18 protein-coding genes and 2 pseudogenes are annotated in these 21,970 nt (G+C 72.1%); 15 read left to right on the top strand and 5 right to left on the bottom strand.

What is annotated here, in order from left to right; all coding sequences use genetic code 11:
* Window positions 1-68: 68 nt before the first annotated feature.
* Window positions 69-524, bottom strand: coding sequence for a nuclear transport factor 2 family protein (locus CTZ28_RS31805; RefSeq protein WP_121893171.1), 456 nt, complete (start codon window positions 522-524; stop codon window positions 69-71).
* 212 nt (window positions 525-736) lie between these two features.
* On the opposite strand from CTZ28_RS31805, the gene CTZ28_RS31800 reads away from it, so the two are divergent.
* The 3 genes and pseudogenes from CTZ28_RS31800 (at window position 737) to CTZ28_RS31790 (ending at window position 3,723) form a co-directional block, all read left to right on the top strand.
* A complete protein-coding gene (locus tag CTZ28_RS31800) occupies window positions 737-1,399 on the top strand; it encodes an IclR family transcriptional regulator (protein WP_121893191.1) in 663 nt (220 codons plus the stop codon).
* 35 nt (window positions 1,400-1,434) lie between these two features.
* Window positions 1,435-1,851: pseudogene (locus CTZ28_RS49715) on the top strand (GrpB family protein); the annotation flags it as partial.
* 267 nt (window positions 1,852-2,118) lie between these two features.
* Window positions 2,119-3,723 carry an amidase gene (locus CTZ28_RS31790; protein WP_121893190.1) on the top strand — a complete coding sequence of 535 codons (1,605 nt, stop codon included), beginning with the start codon at window positions 2,119-2,121 and terminating at the stop codon, window positions 3,721-3,723.
* 105 nt (window positions 3,724-3,828) lie between these two features.
* Here CTZ28_RS31790 and CTZ28_RS31785 read toward each other — a convergent pair whose 3' ends face one another.
* From CTZ28_RS31785 to CTZ28_RS31770, 4 genes and pseudogenes are all read right to left on the bottom strand, one after another.
* The gene (locus CTZ28_RS31785) at window positions 3,829-4,164 is read right to left on the bottom strand and encodes a hypothetical protein (RefSeq protein WP_121893170.1); all 336 of its coding nucleotides are present in this window, start codon (window positions 4,162-4,164) and stop codon (window positions 3,829-3,831) included.
* A 104-nt stretch (window positions 4,165-4,268) separates the two neighbouring features.
* Window positions 4,269-5,018 (bottom strand): SDR family oxidoreductase, encoded by a 750-nt coding sequence (locus tag CTZ28_RS31780; protein WP_121893189.1) that lies wholly within the window; start codon window positions 5,016-5,018, stop codon window positions 4,269-4,271.
* 332 nt (window positions 5,019-5,350) lie between these two features.
* Window positions 5,351-5,535: pseudogene (locus tag CTZ28_RS48795) on the bottom strand (calcium-binding protein); the annotation flags it as partial.
* A gap of 150 nt (window positions 5,536-5,685) precedes the next feature.
* The gene (locus CTZ28_RS31770) at window positions 5,686-6,828 is read right to left on the bottom strand and encodes a mandelate racemase/muconate lactonizing enzyme family protein (protein ID WP_183154686.1); all 1,143 of its coding nucleotides are present in this window, start codon (window positions 6,826-6,828) and stop codon (window positions 5,686-5,688) included.
* A 190-nt stretch (window positions 6,829-7,018) separates the two neighbouring features.
* Here CTZ28_RS31770 and CTZ28_RS31765 point away from each other — a divergent pair, with 190 nt between their 5' ends.
* The 12 genes from CTZ28_RS31765 (at window position 7,019) to CTZ28_RS31710 (ending at window position 21,966) form a co-directional block, all read left to right on the top strand.
* On the top strand, window positions 7,019-8,035 hold the full coding sequence (locus CTZ28_RS31765; RefSeq protein WP_121893168.1) for a LacI family DNA-binding transcriptional regulator: 1,017 nt from the start codon (window positions 7,019-7,021) through the stop codon (window positions 8,033-8,035).
* 134 nt (window positions 8,036-8,169) lie between these two features.
* On the top strand, window positions 8,170-9,555 hold the full coding sequence (locus tag CTZ28_RS31760) for an ABC transporter substrate-binding protein (RefSeq protein WP_121893167.1): 1,386 nt from the start codon (window positions 8,170-8,172) through the stop codon (window positions 9,553-9,555).
* Window positions 9,556-9,562: 7 nt separating this feature from the next.
* On the top strand, window positions 9,563-10,513 hold the full coding sequence (locus tag CTZ28_RS31755; RefSeq protein WP_121893166.1) for a carbohydrate ABC transporter permease: 951 nt from the start codon (window positions 9,563-9,565) through the stop codon (window positions 10,511-10,513).
* The gene (locus CTZ28_RS31750) at window positions 10,510-11,388 is read left to right on the top strand and encodes a carbohydrate ABC transporter permease (protein WP_121893165.1); all 879 of its coding nucleotides are present in this window, start codon (window positions 10,510-10,512) and stop codon (window positions 11,386-11,388) included. Before CTZ28_RS31755 ends, CTZ28_RS31750 begins: the two co-directional genes overlap by 4 nt.
* 52 nt (window positions 11,389-11,440) lie before the next feature.
* Window positions 11,441-13,738, top strand: coding sequence for a hypothetical protein (locus CTZ28_RS31745; RefSeq protein ID WP_121893164.1), 2,298 nt, complete (start codon window positions 11,441-11,443; stop codon window positions 13,736-13,738).
* Between the two features lie 38 nt (window positions 13,739-13,776).
* The gene (locus CTZ28_RS31740) at window positions 13,777-16,017 is read left to right on the top strand and encodes an FAD-dependent oxidoreductase (protein WP_121893163.1); all 2,241 of its coding nucleotides are present in this window, start codon (window positions 13,777-13,779) and stop codon (window positions 16,015-16,017) included.
* Window positions 16,018-16,863 (top strand): NAD-dependent epimerase/dehydratase family protein, encoded by an 846-nt coding sequence (locus tag CTZ28_RS31735; protein ID WP_259471910.1) that lies wholly within the window; start codon window positions 16,018-16,020, stop codon window positions 16,861-16,863. It begins immediately after the preceding gene.
* An 85-nt stretch (window positions 16,864-16,948) separates the two neighbouring features.
* Window positions 16,949-17,929 carry a GlxA family transcriptional regulator gene (locus tag CTZ28_RS31730; RefSeq protein ID WP_259471909.1) on the top strand — a complete coding sequence of 327 codons (981 nt, stop codon included), beginning with the start codon at window positions 16,949-16,951 and terminating at the stop codon, window positions 17,927-17,929.
* Between the two features lie 132 nt (window positions 17,930-18,061).
* Complete coding sequence (locus CTZ28_RS31725; protein ID WP_147481224.1) at window positions 18,062-19,450, top strand: DJ-1/PfpI family protein; 1,389 nt, start codon at window positions 18,062-18,064, stop codon at window positions 19,448-19,450.
* A gap of 74 nt (window positions 19,451-19,524) precedes the next feature.
* On the top strand, window positions 19,525-20,160 hold the full coding sequence (locus CTZ28_RS31720; RefSeq protein ID WP_121893160.1) for a DUF7019 family protein: 636 nt from the start codon (window positions 19,525-19,527) through the stop codon (window positions 20,158-20,160).
* A complete protein-coding gene (locus tag CTZ28_RS31715; RefSeq protein ID WP_121893159.1) occupies window positions 20,157-20,900 on the top strand; it encodes a hypothetical protein in 744 nt (247 codons plus the stop codon). The genes CTZ28_RS31720 and CTZ28_RS31715 overlap by 4 nt, the downstream gene beginning before the upstream one ends.
* 58 nt (window positions 20,901-20,958) lie before the next feature.
* Window positions 20,959-21,966 carry a DUF1731 domain-containing protein gene (locus tag CTZ28_RS31710; protein WP_121893158.1) on the top strand — a complete coding sequence of 336 codons (1,008 nt, stop codon included), beginning with the start codon at window positions 20,959-20,961 and terminating at the stop codon, window positions 21,964-21,966.
* The last annotated feature ends 4 nt before the right edge of the window (window positions 21,967-21,970 follow it).

Genomic DNA, 21,970 nt, shown 5'->3' with positions numbered 1-21,970 from the left:
ACGGGCGCCGGGTGGGCGCGGGGGGCGGGTCGGCCGTTCCCGAGGGACGCGGGCCGTGGGTCAGCGGGTCAGCGGTTTCCGCCAGGGTCGGGGGCGTCGTCGCGGCGTACCCGGCGGGCCGCGACGCGCCAGGCGTCGCCGTCCCGGACCACCCGGTCGGTGAGGGTGGTCAGGCGTTCGGTGCGGGGCGTGCCGCCGCGGGGTGTCGCGACGATCTGCAGATAGGCGAGAACCCGCAGTGTGTCCGCTCCGTCGGGTTCCGCCACGAGGTTGGTGACGACGTGCCGCCGTACCACGCCCGCTGCCGCCGCGGTGGCGGCGAACTCCTCGGCGAACGCGGTCAGCGCGGCGGTGCCGGTGACGGGCGCGGGGTAGCTGGGTGAGTCGAAGGTGGCGTCGGCGGTGAAGGTCGCGGCCCAGGCCGCGGCCCGGCCGCCGTCGATGAGGTGGCTCTGGCGGTTGTACAGCTGATGGATCCCGGCGAGCACGGCGCTGTCGGGTTCGGCGGGTGCGCGCGGGGTCATACGGCGTCCCTTCGGCTCGGCCTCCCCGCGCCGGTCGGCTGTCCCTGGCGGACGGGCGGGGAAGTTGTCTGACCACTGACCTCTGTGCGATAATCGCACGAGCAGTGCGATTAATGTGAGCGTAGGCAGCTGGCTGAAACTCGTCAAGGGACGGATTCGTGAACCCCACAGCGCAGAGCAGGGCGCTGCCCGAGATCGTCGTCGACTCGGGCATGTCGAAGACCCTGCATCACGGCCTGTTGATCCTCCGAGTGCTGTCGGAGCATCCCCAGGGCCTGACCGTCACGGACGTCGCCGAGCGGATCGGGGTGCACCGCACCGTCGCCCACCGGCTGGTGCGGACCCTGGAGGCGCACCAGCTGTGCCGCAGGGACCAGCAGCGCCGGATCGTGCTCGGGACCGGCCTGGTCACCCTCGCGGAGCCCGTCGAACAGGATCTCAGAGCCCTCGCGCGCCCCGTGCTCGACGAACTCGCCGAGGCCACCCGCGCCACCGCCCACCTGCTGGTTCGCGAAGGCACACAGGACATGCGGGCGCTGATGGTGGTCGAACCGCGCGGCGCCCTGGTGCATGTGTCGTTCCGCCCCGGGCAGACGCACTCGATCCAGCAGGGCTCGGGCGGCCTCGCCCTCCTGGCCGGCGGCCCGCCCAGGAGCGGCGAACGCCCCGAGGTCACCGAGGCACGGGCGAAGGGATACGCGGTCACCATGGGGGAGGTCATTCCGGCCGTGATCGGGGTGTCCGCCGCCGTACCCAGCCACCGGGGCGAGGCCACGACCAGCATCGGCGTCTCGGTCTTCGAACCGGCCGGCCTCGACGCCCTGGGCGGCACGGTGGTCGAGGCCGCAAAACGCCTCGGCAACCTCCTGGGCTGAACGGCCCCGTCCCTCCTGGTTCGCGGTGGTGTGATGTGGCCGACATCGACGAGCAGGTTCATGTGGTGGCTCACGATCCGGCCTGGGCGGCACGGGGCCGGGATCTCGTCCGGGACATCACGGCGGCGCTGCGCGGGCTTCCGGTGGATGTGGCCCATATCGGTTCCACGGCCGTTTCGGGCCTCGGGGCCGGGCCGATCATCGATGTCCAGGTCGGCTGCCCTGACGGCGAAACCCGACTCGCCGTCTTCCCGTATCGAGGCGCTGGGGTTCGGACATCCGGGACAGGCCGGTGTGTCGGGACGGAGTATCTGCGCCGGCGGTCGGGGCAGCCGACCGATGTCCACGTGGTCGAGCGGCGTGGGCGGCCGTGGGCTGACAACAGCGCGCTCCGTGACTGTTTGCGAACGCATCCGCGCGCGGCTGACCGGTGCGCGGACGTCGAACGGGAAGCCGCCGTACGGGCGCCGGGCCTCTTGGCATTCGGCGCGGGCGGTGGCGCGGGGCATGCGCGCGGCCCGCGAGGGCGGCCGTTCGGCGGTGCGACGCCACCCGATCCGGGCATGGACACCGGAGAACGAGCGTGGCGAACCGAACGGTCCGGCCGCCGGCCCACCATGCGCCACGACCGATCTCGCCGTCTCTCGAGTCGTCTACGCGGTGAAGGGCGTGCACGCTCGGATCAGACCGTCCGATTTCGGCCTCGCGGAAGGACGACCATGGTGACCACGGACCACCAGGACTGCGCGGTGATCGCTCCGACGGGCGCGCCGCCCGGCCTGTTGGAGGAGTTCTGGCGCTACGACCGGGCGCTGCTGGCCGACGACCGGGCCACACTCGACGAGCTGTTCCCGCCCGGTCCGCACACCCCGCACGAAGACGGCCGCGGACTGCTCGCCGGACACGAGGCGACAGCCGGAGCCGGCGCCGCCCGAGACCGGGTGCGCAGGGTCGTCGAGCTGCACATACGACCGCTCGGTGCGGACACCGCCCTGCTGATGGCGCACACCCGCGACGGGGACACGCACGGGCTGCGGACGCAGGTGTGGCAGCGCGGCGCGGCGGGCCGCTGGCTGATCGCCGCCGCACATGTCACCGTGCCCACGTCGCCCTCCCCCACCGTGGCCCCCGCCACCACCGTTCCCTTCGACCGGACGGTCTGGCGGGCCGTCGGCGATCCGCTGGTGGCCGCCCGGTCCTCGGGCCCGCTGCACGGCCTCGGCATAGCGGTCAAGGACATGTTCGCGGTCGCCGGCCAGCCGATCGGGGCCGGGGTCGCGGCCTGGCTCGCCGAGCAGCGGCCGCAGACCGAGACGGCACCCGCGCTGGCGGAACTGCTGCAGGCGGGCGCGCACGTCGTCGGCATCGCCCGGACGGACGAGTTCGCCTACAGCATGACGGGGGCCAACACGCACTACGGGACGCCCCCGAACCCGGCCGCGCCCGACCGCGTCAGCGGCGGCTCGACCAGCGGACCCGCCAGCGCGGTGGCACTGGCCCAGGCCGCCGTCGGGCTCGGCACCGACACCGCCGGGTCGATTCGGATCCCCGCCTCCTACCAGGGACTTGTGGGGTTGCGCAGCACGCACGGCATGATCGACAGGGAGGGTGTGCTGCCGCTCGCCCGGTCCTTCGACGCCGTCGGCTGGGTGACCCGGGACGTGGCCACGTCCCTCGCGATCGCCCGCGTGCTGCTCGGCGCCCCCGACGGTGCCGGTGCGCCGGCCGACCGCACTCTGCGACTGCCGACCGTGGAGGCCATGGCGGCACCTGAGGTGGTGGAGGCGTTCTCCGCCACCGTCGGGCGGGCCGCCGCCGCGGGCCTGCTCCCGCCGGTGCACATCGTCGACCTGCCGCACGAGCAGCTCGAACGCTGGTCCACGGCGTTCCGCACGGTGCAGGGGTGGGAGGCGTGGCAGGCCCACGGCTCCTGGCTGAGCACCCACCCGGATGCGCTGGGACCGGAGGTGGCCGACCGGTTCGCCCAGGCGTCCCGGGTGACCGAGGACGAGGCGGCGCAGGCCCTGGCCGTGGCGGCCGAGGCGGCCGGGCGGCTCACCGAGTGGCTGTCCGGCGCGGTCCTGGCCATCCCCACCGCCCCCGGCCCTGCGCCGTCGCGGACCGCGCCCGCACAGCAGATCGAGGCCGTGCGGGCGGCGACCTTCCGGATGACCTGCCTCGCCGGGCTTGCCGGGGCGCCCGCGGTGTCCCTGCCCCTGCTGCGGTCCGCCGACGGCCTGCCGGTCGGGCTGTGCCTGGTCGGCGCGCCGGGCTCCGACCTCGACCTGCTCACCCTGGCCGCCGCGCTCGAGCCCACCGCATGACCGTGCCGGGCGGCTTCCCGCGAGCGCCCGGAGCACCCGCTGTGGAGCACGCCCCGGCACCGATTTCGCCCTGACCTGGCCGGAGGTGCTCGGCCGGCGTCCGGGTCACTCCGGGTGGGCCGTGGCCTCCCTCTGCAGCTGGACCGCCGCGGTCAGGCTCAGCTGGGGCTCTGCCTGGCGCAGGGCCTTCACCGCGGCGACCGAGGCCAGGTCCCCGGTGAAGCCGACGGCGGCCAGCCGGGAGCGCACCCAGTGGGCCCGCAGTCCGGCCTCGCCGAGGGCCGCGGTGGACTCGACAAGTGCGGCGGCGCGCTCAAGGCCCGGGCGTTCCTCGGGCGTGGCGTCGGCCAGCGCGTCACGCAGTGCCGCCGCGACCACGTCCGAATCCCGGATGAGCAGTACGAAGTTGTTCTTCTTGGCCAGTCCGGCGAATCCCGTCATAGGGATCATGGTGGCCGCCGTGTTCCGTGCCTGCCAAGCGACTTGAGGAGTCTCAGAGGCTCCACCGGGCCGGCTCGGGCGCCACGGTGGCCGCCGGCCGGGGTTCAGACCTGGACCAGCCCGCCGTCCACGAACAGTTCGGCCCCGGTGGTGAACGAACTCTCCTCCGAGGCGAGGAAGACCGCCGCGGCGGCGACTTCGTCGGCGTGGCCGAGCCGGCCGAGCGGGATCACCGCCGCGAGGGAGTCCGCCAGCTGCGGTTCGCCCTGCGCCGAGGCCCCCAGGCCGCGGATGCCGGGAGTCTCGATCGGGCCGGGGCTGATGGCATTGACCCGGATGCCGCGGCCCGCAAGCTCGGCGGCCCAGGTGCGGGCGAGGTTGCGGTCCGCCGCCTTGGTGGCGCTGTAGACGCTCATGCCCTCGATGCCCATGGACGCGTTGGTGGAGGCGAGCACGATCACCGAGGCACCGTCGGGCAGCAGCGGCAGCGCCTTCTGCACGGTGAACACGGTTCCCTTGACATTGATGTCGAAAGTCCTGTCGTAGTGCTCCTCGGTGATCTCGCCCAGCCGGGCCAGATCGGCGATGCCGGCGTTGGCCACGACCACGTCCAGCCGCCCGCTGCGCTCCTTGATCGTCGCGAAGAGATGGTCGAGATCATCGAGATTCGACACATCGCTCTGGACGCCGACGGTGCCCGCGCCGACGGCTTCCACGGCCGCGTCCAGTGCCGTCTTGCGCCGGCCGGTGAGGTAGACGGTGGCGCCCTCGGTGGCGAATCTGCTGGCCACGGCCAGTCCGATGCCGGTCGTTCCGCCCGTCACCAGGGCCACTTTGCCTTCGAGCTGTCCCATGATGTCCACTTCCTTGCCGAAATCAAGTTCATTACATCTGGGATATTTCGCTACAAAGGGAGCGCCTGAATCGGCGCGGCTATTCCATCGGACGTACGCCCCGAGGAGCGGATGACGCGTCGGCGAGCAACGGTCGTACGGCGTCGAGCGGCGGCGGCCCGACATGAACGACAGGAAGTCCTCCACGAACACCGCCCGGCCGTACGTTCCGTCGCTACCGTCCGTCACCGCGGGGTTGTCTGTCTGGTGCCGGTGCGTCGTGGTTGATCGCGCAGTTCCCCGCGCCCCTTGGTTTCTCCACTCGCCCGGGGCCTGCCCGTCGCCGTCGGCTCCAGACAGGCGCTCTGCATCAGGGGCTGGGCACCGGGCAGCTCGGGCAGTCCGGCCGCCGGCGGAAGGGTTCCGGGAGGGAGGCCACGGTGAACGCGCCGACGACAGGTCCCGCGACGGTCCGGCCGGCCGCCCACAGCGTGGGCAGGCCGTGCAGCACGTGCGGCGCCGACAGGTGGTCGAAGAGCTCACGCCGCCCCGCACCGCGAGCCGTGCGCCGCCGTCCCCAGCAGCGTGTCAGCGCAGGACCCCTCTGCGGGTGCAGGCGCCGGGGAATCACCCCGGGAGCTCCCGTGCGGCTCGGCCATGCCCCAGGCCGTGGGGCCCGGCGGCGCGGTCACCAGTTGGTGAACGCGCCGTCGTCCGACCGCAGATGAGGTCGTTCGGCCGCCGTTGCCTGGTACGTCCGGGCCGCCACCCGGTCGATGTCCACGCCGATGCCCGGGACGTCGGCGGCTTCCACCCGTCCGGGAACCACCCGGGGCCGCGTCGTGAACAGTGCCGCGATGGCGGGCTCGGGCTCCGTCTGGTGTTCCTGCACGGCCACATTGGGGCGGGACAGATTGAGCTGCAGCGAGGAGGCCGCGGTCACCGGGCCCAGGGGGTTGTGGGTGGCGAGCTTGATGTGATGCGTCTCCGCCATCGCGGCGATCTTCACCGCTTCGGTGAGCCCGGCGGCGACACCCACGTCGACGCGCGCGTAGTCGATCAGATCCGCCTCGATGAGGGTCCTGAACTCCCATTTGGATCCGTACTGTTCGCCCGCGGCCAGCGGAACTCCGGTGCGCGCCCGGAGCATCCGGTAGCTGTCCGGGTTCTCGCAGCGCAGCGGGTCCTCGACGAAGTACGGTCGGGCCGCCTCGATCTCGCGGCACAGGGTCAGCGCCTCGGGCGGGTCGAGGCGGGTGTGCACGTCGAGGATGAGTTCCACCTCTTCGCCCACGGTCTCGCGCACTTGATGGAAGAGCGTGACGGAGTCGCGCAGGCAGCGGCGGGCGTCCAGCACGTCGTTCGCGTCATGCGGAGCGGCGAAGCGCAGATGGCGCCAGCCGTCGGCGACCAGGGCGCGGCAGCGGTCCAGGAACGCCGTACGGTCGTGGTATCCGTCGCCGACATGGACGTACGCCGCCACCTGGTCGCGCACCCGGCCGCCGAGCAGTTCGTGCACCGGTACGCCGAGCGCCTTGCCGCGGATGTCCCACAGGGCGACGTCGACGGCGGCGATGGCAGCTCCGAGTATCCGGTCCCCGGGGAAGAAGCCACGCCGGAACATCACCTGCCACAGATGCTCGGTGCGCCGGGGATCCTCACCGACGAGCAGCTCGGTGAGGTGCTCGAGCGCGCCGGCGACCGCCTTCTGCCGGGACCTGATGCCGACCTCGCCGATGCCGTGGATGCCTTCGTCCGTGTCGATCACGACGAGCATCATGCTGTCGCCGTGGTCGGGCAGAGTCAGCACTTCCAGGCCGGTGATCTTCATGCCACTCCCTCGATGAAAACGTTCCCGCAATCTCATGACAGTCGCTGAGACGGCATCATCGGCTTGCCCACGTCGTCATCGCAAGACCCTTACGGCCAGAGGGTTTTCCTTGCCGCAACACTCTTGACACCGCCGGGAACGTTCGCAAGTATCCACCGCACTCGACGGAATTGAGGCAAGGAGGCCCTCCGTGGCAGTGACGATCCGGGATGTGGCGAGCGCCGCGGGGGTCTCCGTGTCGACGGTGTCCCGCGCGTTCACCGCGCCCGACCAGGTGCAGGCCAGGACCCGGCAGCGCATCCTCGACGCCGCCGCCAAGCTGGGCTACTCGCCCAATCCGGCGGCCCGCAGTCTGCGCGGCGGCGGTACCGGCACCCTGGGGCTGATCGTCCCGGACATCGCCAACCCGTTCTTCCCGCCGATCGTCAAGGCGATGCAGGCGCGCGCCCGGCGCCTGGGCCACACGGTGCTCGTCGCCGACAGCGACGAGCGCGAGGCGGACGAACTGGAGACGATCGCCGCCGTGTCCAGGCGGGTCGACGGCCTGGTGCTGTGGGCGTCCACGCTCAGCGAGGACCGGCTGCGCGGGATCGCCGAGCAGCTTCCCGTGGTGCTGGTCAACCGGCATGTGCCGGGCATCCCCGAAGTGCGGATCTCGCTGTCCGCCGGCATCGCGCAGGCGGCCGAGCATCTGCGTGCCTACGGCCACCGCCGCTGTGTGTTCGTCAACGCCTCACGCGAGGAGTTGCGCCGCGGCAAGTCGGTCCATGAGTCGTTCGAGGCGCTGGACCTCTCGCTCGCCGAACTCGGCCCGTACGAGCCCCGGTTCGAGACCGGCGTGCACGCCGCCACGCTGGTCGCCGCGCACGGGGCCACCGCGGTGATCGCCCACAACGACCTGGTCGCGCTGGGTGTGCTGCACCAGATGGCCAAGCTGGGCATCCGGGTTCCGCAGGACGTCAGCGTGATCGGGATCGACGACACGCTCCTCGCCTCGGTCTCCACGCCCGGGCTCACCACGATCCGGATCGACCCGGAGGAGATCGCCGTCCGGGCCGGTGATCTGCTCATCGAGACGATCGGCGCCCGGGCCGGCGGCGCGGGCAGCTCCGGCCGCACGAGCGGCGCCGGCGGGGGCACCGGATTCGTCGAGATCGGCTCGCGGCTGATTCCCCGGGCCTCCACCGGCCCCGCCCCCACACACTGACCGCGCCAGCCCTGTCAGAAAGCCCCCGCCTCAAGGTCCGCCCTCAAGCCCCGCCCTCAAGACCCCTCCTTCAAAGCCCCACCACACCCCCCAAGGCACCCCCACGAGTCCACCCCGCCCTCTCTGGAGTCGCTATGCCCCGAATACCCCGCCGTGTCGCCCTCACAGGCTCTCTGGCCGCGGCCGTGGCCCTGCCCCTCACCGGCTGTTCCGCCCTCACTCCGAGCAAGGCGTCATCGGACGGGGACCTGGTGCTCCGGGTGCAGGGCATGCCGCCGGCCACGGAGAAGCCGGCCCTCGCGCTGTTCAAGAAGCAGGTCGCCGAGTTCGAGAAGGCGAACCCCGGTATCATGGTGAAGGGTTCGACCACGGTCTTCGATCCGCTAACGTTCTCCGCCAAGCTCTCGGGCGGCAACGTGGAGGACGTCATCAAGGTCCCGCTGACCGAGCCGCAGCGGCTGATCCAGCAGGGCCAGGTGCAGCCCATCACCGGTCAGCTCCAGAAGTGGGACCACTTCAAGGAGTTCAACCCCCAGGTCATCAAGCAGCTCAGCAGCGGCGACGGAGAGGTGTACGGCGTACCTCAGTACCCGTACGCCCAGGGCCTCGTCTACAACCGTGAGCTGTTCGAGAAGGCCGGTCTCGACCCCGACAGCCCGCCGACGACCTGGGACGAGGTCCGTGCCGCGGCCAAGCGGATCAGCGAGCGGACCGGCAGGGCCGGCTTTGTCCACGAGTCCAAGGACAACCAGGGCGGCTGGCAACTGACCATGCTGACCTACGCCTTCGGCGGCGACCTGGAGAAGCTGGAGAACGGCACATATGCCGCCACCTTCACGGGCGAGCCGACCAAGAAGGCGCTGCGGCTGCTCAAGGACATGCGCTGGAAGGACGACTCCATGGGGCGCAGCCAGCTCAACAACCAGAACGACGTCATCAAGCAGTTCGCGGCGGGCCAGGTGGGCATGTTCATGGGCAGCCCGGGCACCTACCGGCTCGCCAAGATGCAGTTCGGCATGGCGGACACGGACGCGTTCGGCGTCGCCGCGATGCCCCAGTCGGGCGGCAACGCCACCCTGACCGGCGGCGATGTCTACCTGGTCCCCAAGTCGGCCGACGCACGGCACGCCGCGGCCGCCGTGAAGTGGCTGACCTTCGCCTACGCGCAGCCGCAGTACAGCACGACGGCCGCCGCGCAGCAGGCCAAGTCGCTGGCCGAGGACCCCAAGTCCGCCGTCGGCGTGCCGACCCTCCCGGTGTTCGACGCCGCGCGGCAGGCCCGCATCGACGCCGCGATCAAGCCCTATGCGAACGTCAGGACGGAGCACTTCGAGCCGTACACCGAGGGACTCGCCGGCCTCGACCTCAAGGCGGAACCGCCCTACCAGGCGCAGCGGCTCTACACCGCCCTCGACTCGGTCGTCCAGGCCGTGCTGACCAAGCGCGACGCGAAGATCGACGCCCTGCTGGCCGCCGCCGAGAAGGACGTCAACGCCAAGCTCGCAGCGGACCAGAAGTAGGTACGCCATGAGCCTGCTCGCCACGGAGCCGACGCGTGCGGCGGCCGTCTCGAAGGAGTCCCCCGCCGGGCCCGCCCGGCGCCGGCGCGGCAGGGCCGTCCGCGGCCAGCTCACGGCGTGGGCCTTCCTCGTCCCGGCGCTGCTCGTCTTCGGGTTCTTCGCCTGGTGGCCGATCCTGCGCGGTCTGCTGATCAGTTTCCAGCGGACCAACCTGACCGACCCGCCCACCTGGGTCGGGCTCGACAACTTCCGTTCCCTGTTCGCCGATCCGCTGCTCACCACCGCCGTCGGCAACACGCTGCTGTTCGTCGCCCTGGCCGTGCTGATCGGCTTTCCCGCGCCGCTGCTGCTGGCCGCGGTCATCTCCACGGTGCGGCGCGGCGCGGGCGTGTACCGCTTCCTGGTCTATCTGCCGGTGGTGATCCCGCCCGTGGTGGCCATCCTGCTGTGGAAATGGTTCTACGACCCGGGCAGCGGCCTGTTCAACAGCGCCCTCGGCCTGGTCGGACTCGGCCCGTACTCCTGGCTGGAGTCCTCGGGCAGCGCCATGCTCTCCCTGGTGCTGGAGGCGACCTGGGCCGGCATGGGCGGTGCCGTGCTCATCTATCTGGCGGCGATGGTCGGCATCCCCGGCGAGCTGTACGAGGCCGCCGAGGTGGACGGAGCGGGCGTCCGGCGCCGCGTCTGGCATGTGCTGCTGCCGCAACTGCGGTCCGTGATCGGACTGTTGCTGCTCGTCCAACTGCTCAACACCGTGCAGGTGTTCACCGAGCCGTATGTGTTCACCGGCGGCGGCCCGGAGAGCGCCACCCTGACCGTGCTGTTGCTGATCTTCCGTTATGCCTTCCAGGACGGCGCCTACGGGCAGGCCGCCGCGCTGTCCTGCCTGATGGTGATCGTCCTGGCCCTGCTCTCCGCGGTCTATCTGCGGGTCACCCGCACCTGGAGTTCGTCATGACCGCGCTGACCACCTTCGTCTCCGCCCATGACCGCCGGCGGCCGGGCGTCCGCGCGGCGGTCCGCTCGGTGCACGTCCTCACCCTGCTGGTCCTGCTGCTGATCGGCGTCGGACCGCTGTACTGGATGGTCAAGGGCGCCGTGACCCCGCCCTCCGAGCTGACCACACACCCGCTGGCCCTGTGGCCCGACCGCCCGCTGACCGGCAACTTCGCGACGGCCTACCACGACCTCGGGGTGGGCCGCTATCTGCTCAACACCTGTCTGATCGTGGGCGGTTCGTGGTTCGTGCAGCTCTTCGTCTCGGCGACGGCGGGCTTCGCGCTCTCCGTGCTCCGGCCGCGGTTCGGCAGGGTCGTCTACGGGGCCGTCCTCGCCACCATGTTCGTGCCGTACACGGTGAACATGGTCAGCCTGTTCGTCACCGTCACCGATCTGCCGTTCCTGCATCTCAACCTGGGCGACACCTACTGGGCGATCTGGTTGCCGGCCGGCACCAACGCCTTCACCGTACTGCTCGCCAAGCAGTTCTTCGACGCGCTCCCCAGGGAGCTGTTCGACGCGGCACGCGTCGACGGAGCGAGCACCCGCCAGCTGCTGACGAGGATCGTGCTGCCGATGAGCCGTCCGGTGCTCGCCGTGATCAGCCTTCTGGCGATCATGCACAGCTGGAAGGACTTCATCTGGCCCCTGGTCGCCCTGACGGACCCGGAGAAGCAGCCGATCAGCGTGGCCCTGGCCCAACTCGCCACCCAGGCGCCCCAGGACCAGCTCATCGCCGCCATGGTGCTGGCCGTCGCACCGCCCGTCCTGGTCTTCGTCGTCTGCCAGAAGTACCTCGTCGCCGGGCTCGGCTTCACCGGCGTCAAGGGCTGAACCGCCCCCGCCCATCCGCACCTTCCTCTTCGGGACAAGAGAAGGGACCGTCATGTCGTCACCCCTGCCCCGCCGCAGATTCATCCAGGGCACCGCCCTGGCCACCGGAGCCGCCTTCCTGCCGGCCACCGCCGCCCACGCGGCCGACGCCGTCACCATCGGCGCCGACGGGATCACCCTGACCGGCCGCACGGACGGCAGCGTGCTCGTCCAGGACGGCACCGGAGCGGACCGCGTCCTGCTCCCGCACTTCATGATCAAGGACTCGGTGCTGGGCCAGCAGCGCACCTTCGGCGGCACCCCCACGCAGATCACGCTGCCCGACGGCCGGCCCGCGATCCAGGTCGACTACACCATGGGCGGCGCAGCCCCCGGCGTCGCGGTGCGCGGCGTCTTCGACGTCACCGCGCACCGGGCCCATCTGCGCTGGGAGGTCAGCGGATCGCCGACGCTCACCCCCACGGGATTCATGTTCGCCCGCACCGTGTACGGGGCGAGCCGGGCGGAGTCGTACGAGGCGCTCACCACCTGGCTGCGCGACCCGCGCGGCGGCATCCCCTACGAGACCGACGCGGGCGGCGCCTACGTCGAGAACTGGACGGGCCTGCGCGGATTCTTCTGTCTGCCGTCGACCGACCCGGCGTACACCAACGCCACCTGGGTCCACTCCCCCGGCACCGCGACCGGCTCCGGCACGGCCGTCACCGAGGCCGATCTCGTCCTGGGCGACCTGCGGCCACGGAGCGCCGGGGCACTCGCGCAGGGCCGTCCGCTGAGCGTCGACGTATGGACCGACCAGCCCTTCAACCTGTACGAGACGGCCGGGCAGACCATGACGCTCAACGCCGAGGTCGTCAACGGCGGCCCGGCGGCGAAGCCGGTCACCGTGCGCTGGTGGGCCCGCGACTTCTCCGGCACCGAGGTCGCCGGCGGCACCGTCTCCCGGACGCTCGCGGCGGGCGCCGCCTGGCAGCCGTCCTTCGCCGTCACCGCTCCCGGCCAGGGCATCGTCTTCACGGAGGTACAGGCCGTCGCGGGCGACGACACGGCTCTGGCGCGCACCAACCTGTCCGTGCTCCCTCCGTTCGGCTACCGGGCCGGCGCCGACTCCATGTTCGGCATCGCCAACTACCCCTGGCTCCTGGAGCCCAGTGAGGACGCGGTGCTCGGGCTGCTCAGGACGCTCGGTGTCCGGTGGATCCGGATCGCCTACGACGGCGCTCCCGGTCTCCCCGTCGCGGCCCTGGACGCCGCCGGGATCGCCCACAACGTCGAGCTGAGCGGCATCCCCGTCGGCGGTACCGCGGAGCAGATCGCCGCCTGGGCCGACACCAACGTGGCCCGGGCACTGGCCGCCGGCGCCGCCTGCTTCGAGGTCGCCAACGAGGTCAACCAGCCCTGGATGTCGGGCCGGGGCGCCGATGCGTATGTACGGGACGGCCTGCGTCAGGTCACCGACCGGCTCACCGCAGCGGGCTCGTCGATGAAGGTCATGAACGCGGGCCTGGGCGGCATGGACCACGTGTGGACCGAGAACTTCCGGGCCGCCGGCGGCTGGGACCTCATCGACGCCTTCGCCTTCCACCCGGGCCGCGGCAACTTCACCCCCGACTACGCGCCGCCGCCCGAGGAGTGGACCCTCGGGTCGAACGGCACCTACTGGAACTTCCTCGGCGCCCTGCGCAAGGCCCGGCAGATCGTCCAGGAGTACGGTGGCGACAAGGAGATCTGGCTCACGGAGGCCTACGCCGCTACCCGGCCCAACGCGTGGTGGACCGACACCTACCGGCACGCCGCCGAGAACGTCCTGCTCACCCTCGCCCTCGCCAAGGCGGAGGGGGTGCGCGGCGTCAACTGGTACCAGCTGCACGACTCCACCCTCCACCACCCGCAGGAGGCCGACCCCGACAACCCCGAGTACCACTACGGCCTGATGAACCGCGACACGAGCGCCAAGCCGTCGCTGCTCGCCTACGCGACCGCCGCCCGCGTCCTGGACCGGGCCACCTTCGTACGGCACCTCGCCTTCGCCGACGCCGACATCAAGGGGCTGCTGTTCACCACCCCCGACGGACCGGTCTCGATCCTCTGGAGCCGCAAGGACGGATACCTCCTCAACGCCGACCACACCGACGACCCGTGGTACGCCACCCCCGAACCCTGGATCGACCCCTGGCCCACCAAGACGGACGTGGTGGCGCACTCGGGCACCGTGCAGGGCACCGTCACCGAGGTCGACTGCATCGGGCGACGGCGCACGCTCACCGCCGCCGGCGGCAAGGTCACGCTCACGCTCGACGGTGCGCCCCGCGTCTACCACGGCCTCGCGGCCAACCCCGACTGGAAGTAGCCCATGCGGCAGTTCACGCAGCTCACGAGGGAGAGGCCATGAGGAACGAAACCGCCCGCCATGACATCACCGTGATCGGCGGCGGCCTGGCAGGTGTCTGTGCCGCCATCGCCGCCGCCCGGCTGGGACGCAGCGTGGCACTCGTCACCAACAGACCGGTGCTCGGCGGCAATTCGAGCAGTGAGGTGCGCGTCTGGGTGTGCGGCGCCACCGGGCACGGCCACAACCGTCATGCCCGCGAGGGCGGCATCATGGGCGAGTTGTTCGTCGAGAACCAGTTCCGCAATCCGGACGGCAACCCCTACTACTGGGACGCAGTCGTCCTGGACGCCGTGCGCGCCGAACCGAACCTGACGCTCCACCTCAACACCGACGTCCGCGAGGTCGAGGCGCACGGCCCCGACGACGCCCGGACCATCACCGCCGTCACCGGCTGGACGATGGGCTCCGAACGGCTGATCCGGTTCGAGTCAGGCCTGTTCCTCGACTGCACCGGCGACGGCCTGATCGGCGCCCTCGCCGGGGCCCGGCACCGCATCGGCCGTGAAGCCCGCGCGGAGTACGGCGAGTCCTGGGCACCCGACGTCGCCGACGACATCACCCTGGGCTCGACGCTCCTCTTCTACACCAAGGACGCCGGACACCCCGTCAAGTACGTGCCGCCGGACTTCGCGAAGGACATCAGCACGGCCTCCATTCCGCAGCGCCGCATCATCAAGGCCGCGGACAACGGATGCGCGTACTGGTGGATCGAGTTCGGCGGGGAGCTCGACACGGTCCACGAGAACGAACGCATCCGCGACGAGCTGTGGTCGGTGATCCACGGCATCTGGGACCACATCAAGAACTCGGGCGAGTTCGACGCGGACACCATGACCCTGGAGTGGGTGGGCTCGGTCCCCGGCAAGCGCGAGTACCGCCGCTTCCTCGGGGACTACGTGCTGCACCAGGGCGACATCCTCGGCCAGACCGAGTTCGCCGACCGGGTCGCGTTCGGCGGCTGGTCCATCGATCTGCATCCCCCGCAGGGCATGTACGCCGCCGAGTCGGCCGCCAGGCAGCGCTACGCGGACGGCGTCTACCACATCCCGTACCGCAGCCTGTACTCGGTGAACACCGGCAATCTGCTCTTCGCCGGGCGCAACATCTCCGCGAGCCATGTCGCGTTCGGCTCGACCCGTGTCATGGCGACCTGCGCGACGATCGGGCAGGCGGCGGGCACGGCCGCGGCCCTGTGCGCCGCGCACGGCGTCACGCCCCGCGCCCTCGACGTACGGGAGTTGCAGCGCACGCTGCTGCGCGAGGACGCGTCCCTCATGGGGATCCCCGCCGACGACCCGACCGATCTGGCCCCGCACGCCACGGTCACGGCCTCCAGCACCCTCACCGCCCTCGACATCGGCACCGACGAGCCGACCGAGGCATGGCCGCTCACCGCCGACGCCGGCCTCGTGCTGCCGGCCGACCCCCGCATCGGCGGGCTCGAACTGCTCGTCGACGCCGCCCGTGACACCGAACTCGTCGTCGAGCTGTACGACCCGGTCCTCGGCCAGAACTATGTGCCGCGTGAACTCGTCACCTCCGTCACGGTGCCCGTCGCGGCCGGTGCGGCCCAGTGGGTGAAGACGGGGCTCGACTGGTCGCCCGACACACCGCGCAACGCCTTCGTCCTCGTCCGCGCCGACGACGCGCTCGCCCTGCGCACCGTCGCCCACCCGACCCCGGGGGTCCTCTCCATGACCCGGGTCCCGCTGCGCCCGCAGGACGAGCGGCCGCAGCCGCTGCGCGAGTGGACCGAACGTGGGCTCGCGCGCCGCACCTACTGCCTGCGCCACGGACCGACGGCCGCCTACGCCCCCGAGAAGGCGGTCGACGGTTTCGCCCGCCCGTACGCGGGCCCGCACATGTGGGTCTCCCGCCCGCTGCGCGACACCGGCGGCGCGGCCTGGCTCCGGCTCGACTGGCCCGAACCGGTGCCGCTGCACCGGATCGACGTCCTCGCCGACGACGACGTCAACGAGGACCTGATCAACCTGCACCACCACCGCACCCCGCACGACACGATGCCGACACTGCTGTGCGACTACCGCGTCGAGTCCCGGCAGCCGGACGGCACCTGGCAGGTGCTCACCCGCGTCACCGGCAACCGGCGCCGCCGCAGGACACACCTGCTGCCGCGGCCGTCCGTCGTCTCCGCCGTCCGTCTCGTCGTCGAAGCGACCAACGGCGCGGCGTCCGCCCATGTCGTCGCCCTGCGGGCCTACGCACCGGAGCACTGAGTGGTCACGAGAGTGCTGGTGACCGGGGCGGCCGGACGGATCGGCCGCCCCGTGCTCGCCCTGCTGGCCGAGCGTGGCATCGAGGCGAACGCCCTGGTCCTTCAGGATCCGGGGGATCTCGCCGCGCGCCTCGTGGTCGCCGGGGACGCGGCCGACGCCACGGCGGTGCGGGCGGCCCTCGACGGTGCCGACGCGGTGATCCACCTGGCCGCCGTCCCCACCCCCGAACACCACACCCCACTGGACGTCTTCGCCGCGAACACGCAGGCCACCTTCACGGTCCTGGAGGAAGCGGGCCGCGCCGGGGTACGGCAGGCCGCCCTCGCCAGTTCGTGGGGTGTCACGGGGCTGCCCTGGACCGGCGCGGCGGCGCCGAGCCCCGCCTATGTCCCCGTCGACGAGGCGCTTCCGTCCCAGGTGGCGGACGCCTACGGCCTCGCCAAGCAGACCGACGAACTGACCGCGGCCATGATGGCGCGGCGTCATGCCATGAGCGTGGTCTGTCTTCGCTACCCGTTCGTCGGCGGCTTCGAGGAGCGGCTGGGCGCGCACGCGGCGCGCCTGGCCCGGGACCCCGCGGCCGGGGCGCGGGACCTGTGGACGTATCTGGAGGTCCACGACGCGGCCCGGGCCGCCGTGCTGGCCCTGGAGGTCCCCGGCCCCGGCGCCCACGCCGTCCACGTGTGCGCGCCGCGCATCATCGTCCCCCAGCCCACGGAGGAACTCCTGCGCCGCCATCATCCGACCACCCGGATCCGCCGCCCGCTGCCCGGCCGGGCGGCCCCGGTGGACACCTCGGCGGCACACCGTCTCCTGGGCTTCACGGCACACAACCTGGTCGACTGACCGTCCTGGAGGAGTGCCTGATCCGTCCGCTCTCCGACGCTGCCCGCCCTCGCGCGGTCCGCGGCCCGTTGCCTACCGTGTCCGTGTGAGTGATGTGACGAGCGGAGGCACGGGGCGCGTGGTCGTGCTGGTGCTCCCCGAAGTGAACCTGCTGGATCTCGGCGGTCCGGTGCAGGTCTTCGACGCGGCCGCCCATCTGGGCGGCGGCTACCGGCTGGAGTACGTCGCGGAGACCGACGGGGTGCGCTCGGCCCAGGGCCTGGAGCTGGCCGGCCTCGGGAGGCTGGCGGCGACGCGGGCGGGGGCGGGCGATCTGGTGCTGGTCCCGGGGCCGAGGCTGACCGCATCCGACCGGCTGGTGCCCGAAGCAGCGGTGCGCTGGGTGCGGGACGCCCATGACGCGGGCGCCCGGGTGGCGGCGGTGTGCAGCGGCGCCGCCGTCCTGGGCGAGGCGGGGCTGCTGGACGGCCGGGCGTGCACGACGCACTGGCAGCTCACCGCGGCGATGCGCGAGCGGTACCCGGCCGCGCGGGTGCGCGAGGCGGCGTTGTACGTCCATGACGGGCGGGTCAGTACCAGCGCGGGCATCTCCGCCGGGATCGACCTCGCGCTGTCCCTCGTCGAACGCGACCGCGGTCCCGAACTGGTCGCCGCCGTGGCCCGCGAACTCGTGCTCTATCTGCGGCGGGACGGCGACGCGGCGCAGATCAGCCCGTTCCTGCGCTACCGCGACCATGTCCGGCCCGCCGTACACCGAGTGCAGGACCACCTGGCGCAGCACCTGGACGCCGCACACACCCTGACCGACCTCGCGGCGGTGGCCCATCTGTCCCCGCGCGGCCTGACCCGGGCCTTCACCACGGCCACCGGGATCACACCGCTCGCGTACCAGCGCCAGCTGCGCCTGGAGCGCGCCCGCACCCTGCTGGCCGCCACCGATCTGACGGTGGAGGCGGTCGCGGCCCAGTGCGGCTTCCGCGACGCACGTCAGCTGCGCCGCCTGGTCACGGAGGCGTTCGGCGCCTCGCCGTCCGAGCTGCGGGCCCGGCTCCGGCCGGCCGGCTGAGACCCGCCCCTTCTTCGGGGAGGGCCGTTCCGCGCGCCTTCCCCGTCCCTCTCTTCCCCCTCTTCCGGCATCCCGCACGAGTCCGCGGGATGCGCCCCCTACCCTCGCACGCCCGAATGATGGAGGTATGTCTTGTCCGGATCGAGCAAGCGAAGCCGGGTGATCCGCCGTGGCGGCTGGGTCCTCCTGGGCACGGCGCTGTCCGTGGTGACCTTCGCGGGGATCGCCTTCGCCGGGGTGACCGCGTCCATGGCCGACAGCTTCGCACCCGCCCCCGCCGGTTCCGGCGGTCAGGTCCGGCCGGCCGCGCGGGCGGTGCCCGAGGACCGGATCACGGTGGCGGTGGCGGTCAGCAATCAGGGCTCGGTGGCCACCGACGTCCTCGCGCCGTACCAGGTGTTCGCCGAGTCCGAGCGGTTCTTCGTGTACACGGTGGCGGCCGAACGGCGGGTCTCCCCGCTGTCCGGCGGGGCGCACCTGCTTCCCGACCACACCCTGGCGGAGGTGGCCGACGGTGCGCTGCCCGAGCCCGATGTGGTGATCGTGCCCGCCGTGACCGACCCGGCCGACGCCAAGGAGTCCCGGCTCCGTCAGTGGATCGTCGAACGCCACCGCAAGGGCGCGCGCGTTCTGGGGGTCTGCGCCGGCTCGGAACTGCTGGCGGCCTCCGGTCTGCTGGACGGCCGTGACGCGACATCGTTCTGGTCCAACATCGGCTCCCTGAAGCGCGATTACCCCCGGGTGCACTGGCAGCGAGGCCGGCGGTACGTCGAGGACGGCCGGGTCACCACCACCGCGGGCGTCACCTCGGGCACCGTCGGTGCGCTGCGGACGGTGGAGGAACTGGCGGGCAAGGACGAGGCCGCACGGATCGGGAAGGGGCTGTCGTATCCGGGCTGGACACCGGACGGGCCGACCGCGATCCCCGTCCACCACCTCGCCGTCGGCGACCTGCCGTACGCGCTGAACGCGGCGTTCCCCTGGCTGCGGCCGACGGTGGGCATCGGTCTGGTCGACGGGGTCGACGAGATCGACGCCGCCGCGGCCTTCGAGGGCTACGGCGGTGTGTCCTTCGCGGCACGGACGGTGGTGCTCGGCGCCCACGCCGCCGTCACCACCCGCCACGGTCTCGTCCTGGTCACCGAGGCGGCGGACGGCGACTCCCGCGGAGTCGAGCGCTTCGTCGTCCCCGGCGTGGCGGACTCCGCGGCGGTCGGCGAACCGCTGCGCGCCTGGGCGCGGCGCAACCGGCTGGCCGTGGAACTGCCCGACGGGGGCAGGCGCGCCGGGGAGTTCGGGTTCGACCCCGTCCTGCGTGACCTCGCCGAGCACGGCGACCGCCGTACGGCACTGGTCACGGCGAAGTTCTCCGAGTACCCGTCGTCGCATCTCGCCCTCACCGGCGCGGCCTGGCCCTGGCGGTCGACCCTGCTGGCCGCGTCCGCGGTCGTGGTCAGCGTCGGCGCGGGGCTCGTGCCCACGGTGACACGGCGGGCGGTGCGACGCCGCCGGGCCGCGTGAACCCCGCGGTCCGCCGGTTCGGAAGACGGCCCGGCGGTAGCATCGGGAGCGCCGGCACGGGGAGAGGGGCGGACGTGGCCTTCCGCTATTACCTGTACGTGAGCGACACCAAGGTCGACATGCTGCTGTCCCAGATCGACCCGAAGTGGGCGCGCAAGCATGTCACGGAGGTGAGCCTGGGCCTGAAGATGGTCGGCGCCCGGCACAGCGTCGAGAGCACGAGCCCGGACCGCTTCGCGCGCCTGGAGCGGGTGCTGCACCATCTCGCCGACCACGGCGACCTGGGCGACGTGGACGAACCCGGTCAGTATGTGCACGGGGTGCTGCCGATGCAGTGGGGGCCCGTCGCCGACGAGGACACCGTGTACTTCGGTGGGCACACCGACCGGACGATCGTCGGGCTCGGGGGCTCGACGGGGCACGTCCTGAGCACGCCCCCGGCCGAGGCGACGGCCGGGCCCCGGCTGAGCGGTTCGCTCCTGCCCACCCTGCTGCACCAGTTGGCCGCCCTGACCGCCGAGGACGCCGCCGGTCCTGACGCGCTGGGCACGGTCGTGCGGGCCAACTCGCAACTGCGCGGCCCGGCGCAACTGGTGGAGTTCGTGGCGAAGCGGATGCTCCACGGACCGTGCCCCTACCCCGAGTTGTATCCGGAGCGGGAGATGTCGGTGCTGCTGGGCAGCCCGCTCTACGTCGCCCTGGCCGAATGAAGTGGCATGCCGCAGGCCCGGCGGACGGTACCGGACCGGCGGTGTCGCCGCTGATCGACGCGGCCCGCCATGTCCTGCGGGAGTTGGCGATCGACCCGCTGGCGCTGGAGGCCGACTCCGGCTCCGCCCGGATCCTCGCCCTGATGGACGAGACCGCGTTGCGGCGGCGCAGCCGGGGACCGTACAGCCCGGACAACCTCCCGCCCGAGGCGATGGAGACCATCGACTGGGTCGTGCTGCGCATGTACTCGAACCAGGAACGCCCCCGGTTCACGGTCGAGGGCGGCGGGCCGTGGCCCTCGCTGCTGGTGCGGTTCGACCACAGCCGGGTCGTGGTGCGCTACATCGTCCCGGAGGCCGCGCCCCCGGTGTACGTGTACGACGCCGGGGACCTGCAGACGGCCGGCGGGATCCCGCTGGCGCTCAAAGCGCTGGCCGCGTCGCTCCGTGCCGCCGGTGCGCGGCTCGGCGGCGAACCGCCCCTCACGGTGTCCCTGAGCTATCCGGACGACCCCGCGTACGAGGCCAACGTGGCCCGATTTCCCGAGCATCTCCGGGACGCGGTGCCGCCCGTCGTTCCCACGCTCGACATCGACCGGAGCGGCTGCTCGGCCGGGCAGCGGGCGGCCCACGACAAGGCCCTGCGCGCGGGCACGTTCGGGAAGGGGTTCGAACGGCTGGGCCGGACCGGATTCACCATGACCGTCGGCGGCGTCCGCCTCCGGGACGGCGACGGCTGACTTTTTGAACATGTTCAACTTTTCGGCGTAGAGTGGTCCCCATACGAAGGGGGACCCTGTGAAGTATGTGATTCCCGGGGGCACCGGGCAGGTGGGCACCATCCTGAACCGGGCGCTGACCGCGGCGGGCCACGAGGTGGTGGTGCTGACCAGACGACCCGCACGTCCCGGCGAAGCGCCCTGGGACGGACGGACCTTGGGGCCCTGGACCGATCAGATCGACGGCAGCGACGTCGTGATCAATCTGGCCGGCCGCAGTGTCAGTTGCCGCTACACCTCCGACCATCTGCGGGACATGATGGCCTCCCGGGTGGACTCCGCCAGGGTGGTGGGGCAGGCCATCGCCGCTTCCGGCCGACCGCCCCGGGTATGGCTGCAGATGAGCACCGCCACCGTCTACGCCCACCGCTTCGACGCGCCCAACGACGAGGACAGCGGGGTCATCGGCGGGACGGAACCCGGCGTGCCGGGCTACTGGGCCTACAGCGTCGACATCGCCAGGTCGTGGGAGCGCGAACTGGAACGGGCCGACACCCCGCACACCCGCAAGGTCGCCCTCCGTTCGGCCATGGTGATGAGCCCGGACCGGGGCGGTGTCTTCGACGTCCTGCTGGGCCTGGCTCGGCTGGGGCTCGGCGGCCCGGTCGCGGGTGGCGCGCAGTACGTGTCCTGGATCCACGACCACGATCTCGTCCGCGCGGTGGAGTGGCTGGTCGACCACGACGAGATCACGGGGCCGGTGAACCTCGCGGCGCCCCACCCCCTGCCGCAGCGGCAGCTCATGCGCGACCTGAGGTCCGCGTGGGGTGTACCGGTGGGGCTGCCGGCCACCCGCTGGATGGCCGAACTCGGTGCCTTCGCCCTGCGCACGGACACCGAACTGCTGCTCAAGAGCCGCCGTGTCGTCCCGGGCCGGCTGCTGCGCGCGGGCTTCGCCTTCGACCACCCGCACTGGCGGGTGGCCGCCGACGACCTGGTACGGCGCACCCGTGACCGACGAACCGCCGCCCGCCGGCTCCGCGGGCACGGGACAGGCGGGCACGGGACAGCCGGTGCGATCACGTGACGGT

It is taken from the genome of Streptomyces shenzhenensis (assembly GCF_003688995.1).
GTDB lineage: Bacteria > Actinomycetota > Actinomycetes > Streptomycetales > Streptomycetaceae > Streptomyces > Streptomyces shenzhenensis_A.
This window is presented reverse-complemented; position numbering and strand designations above follow the sequence as displayed.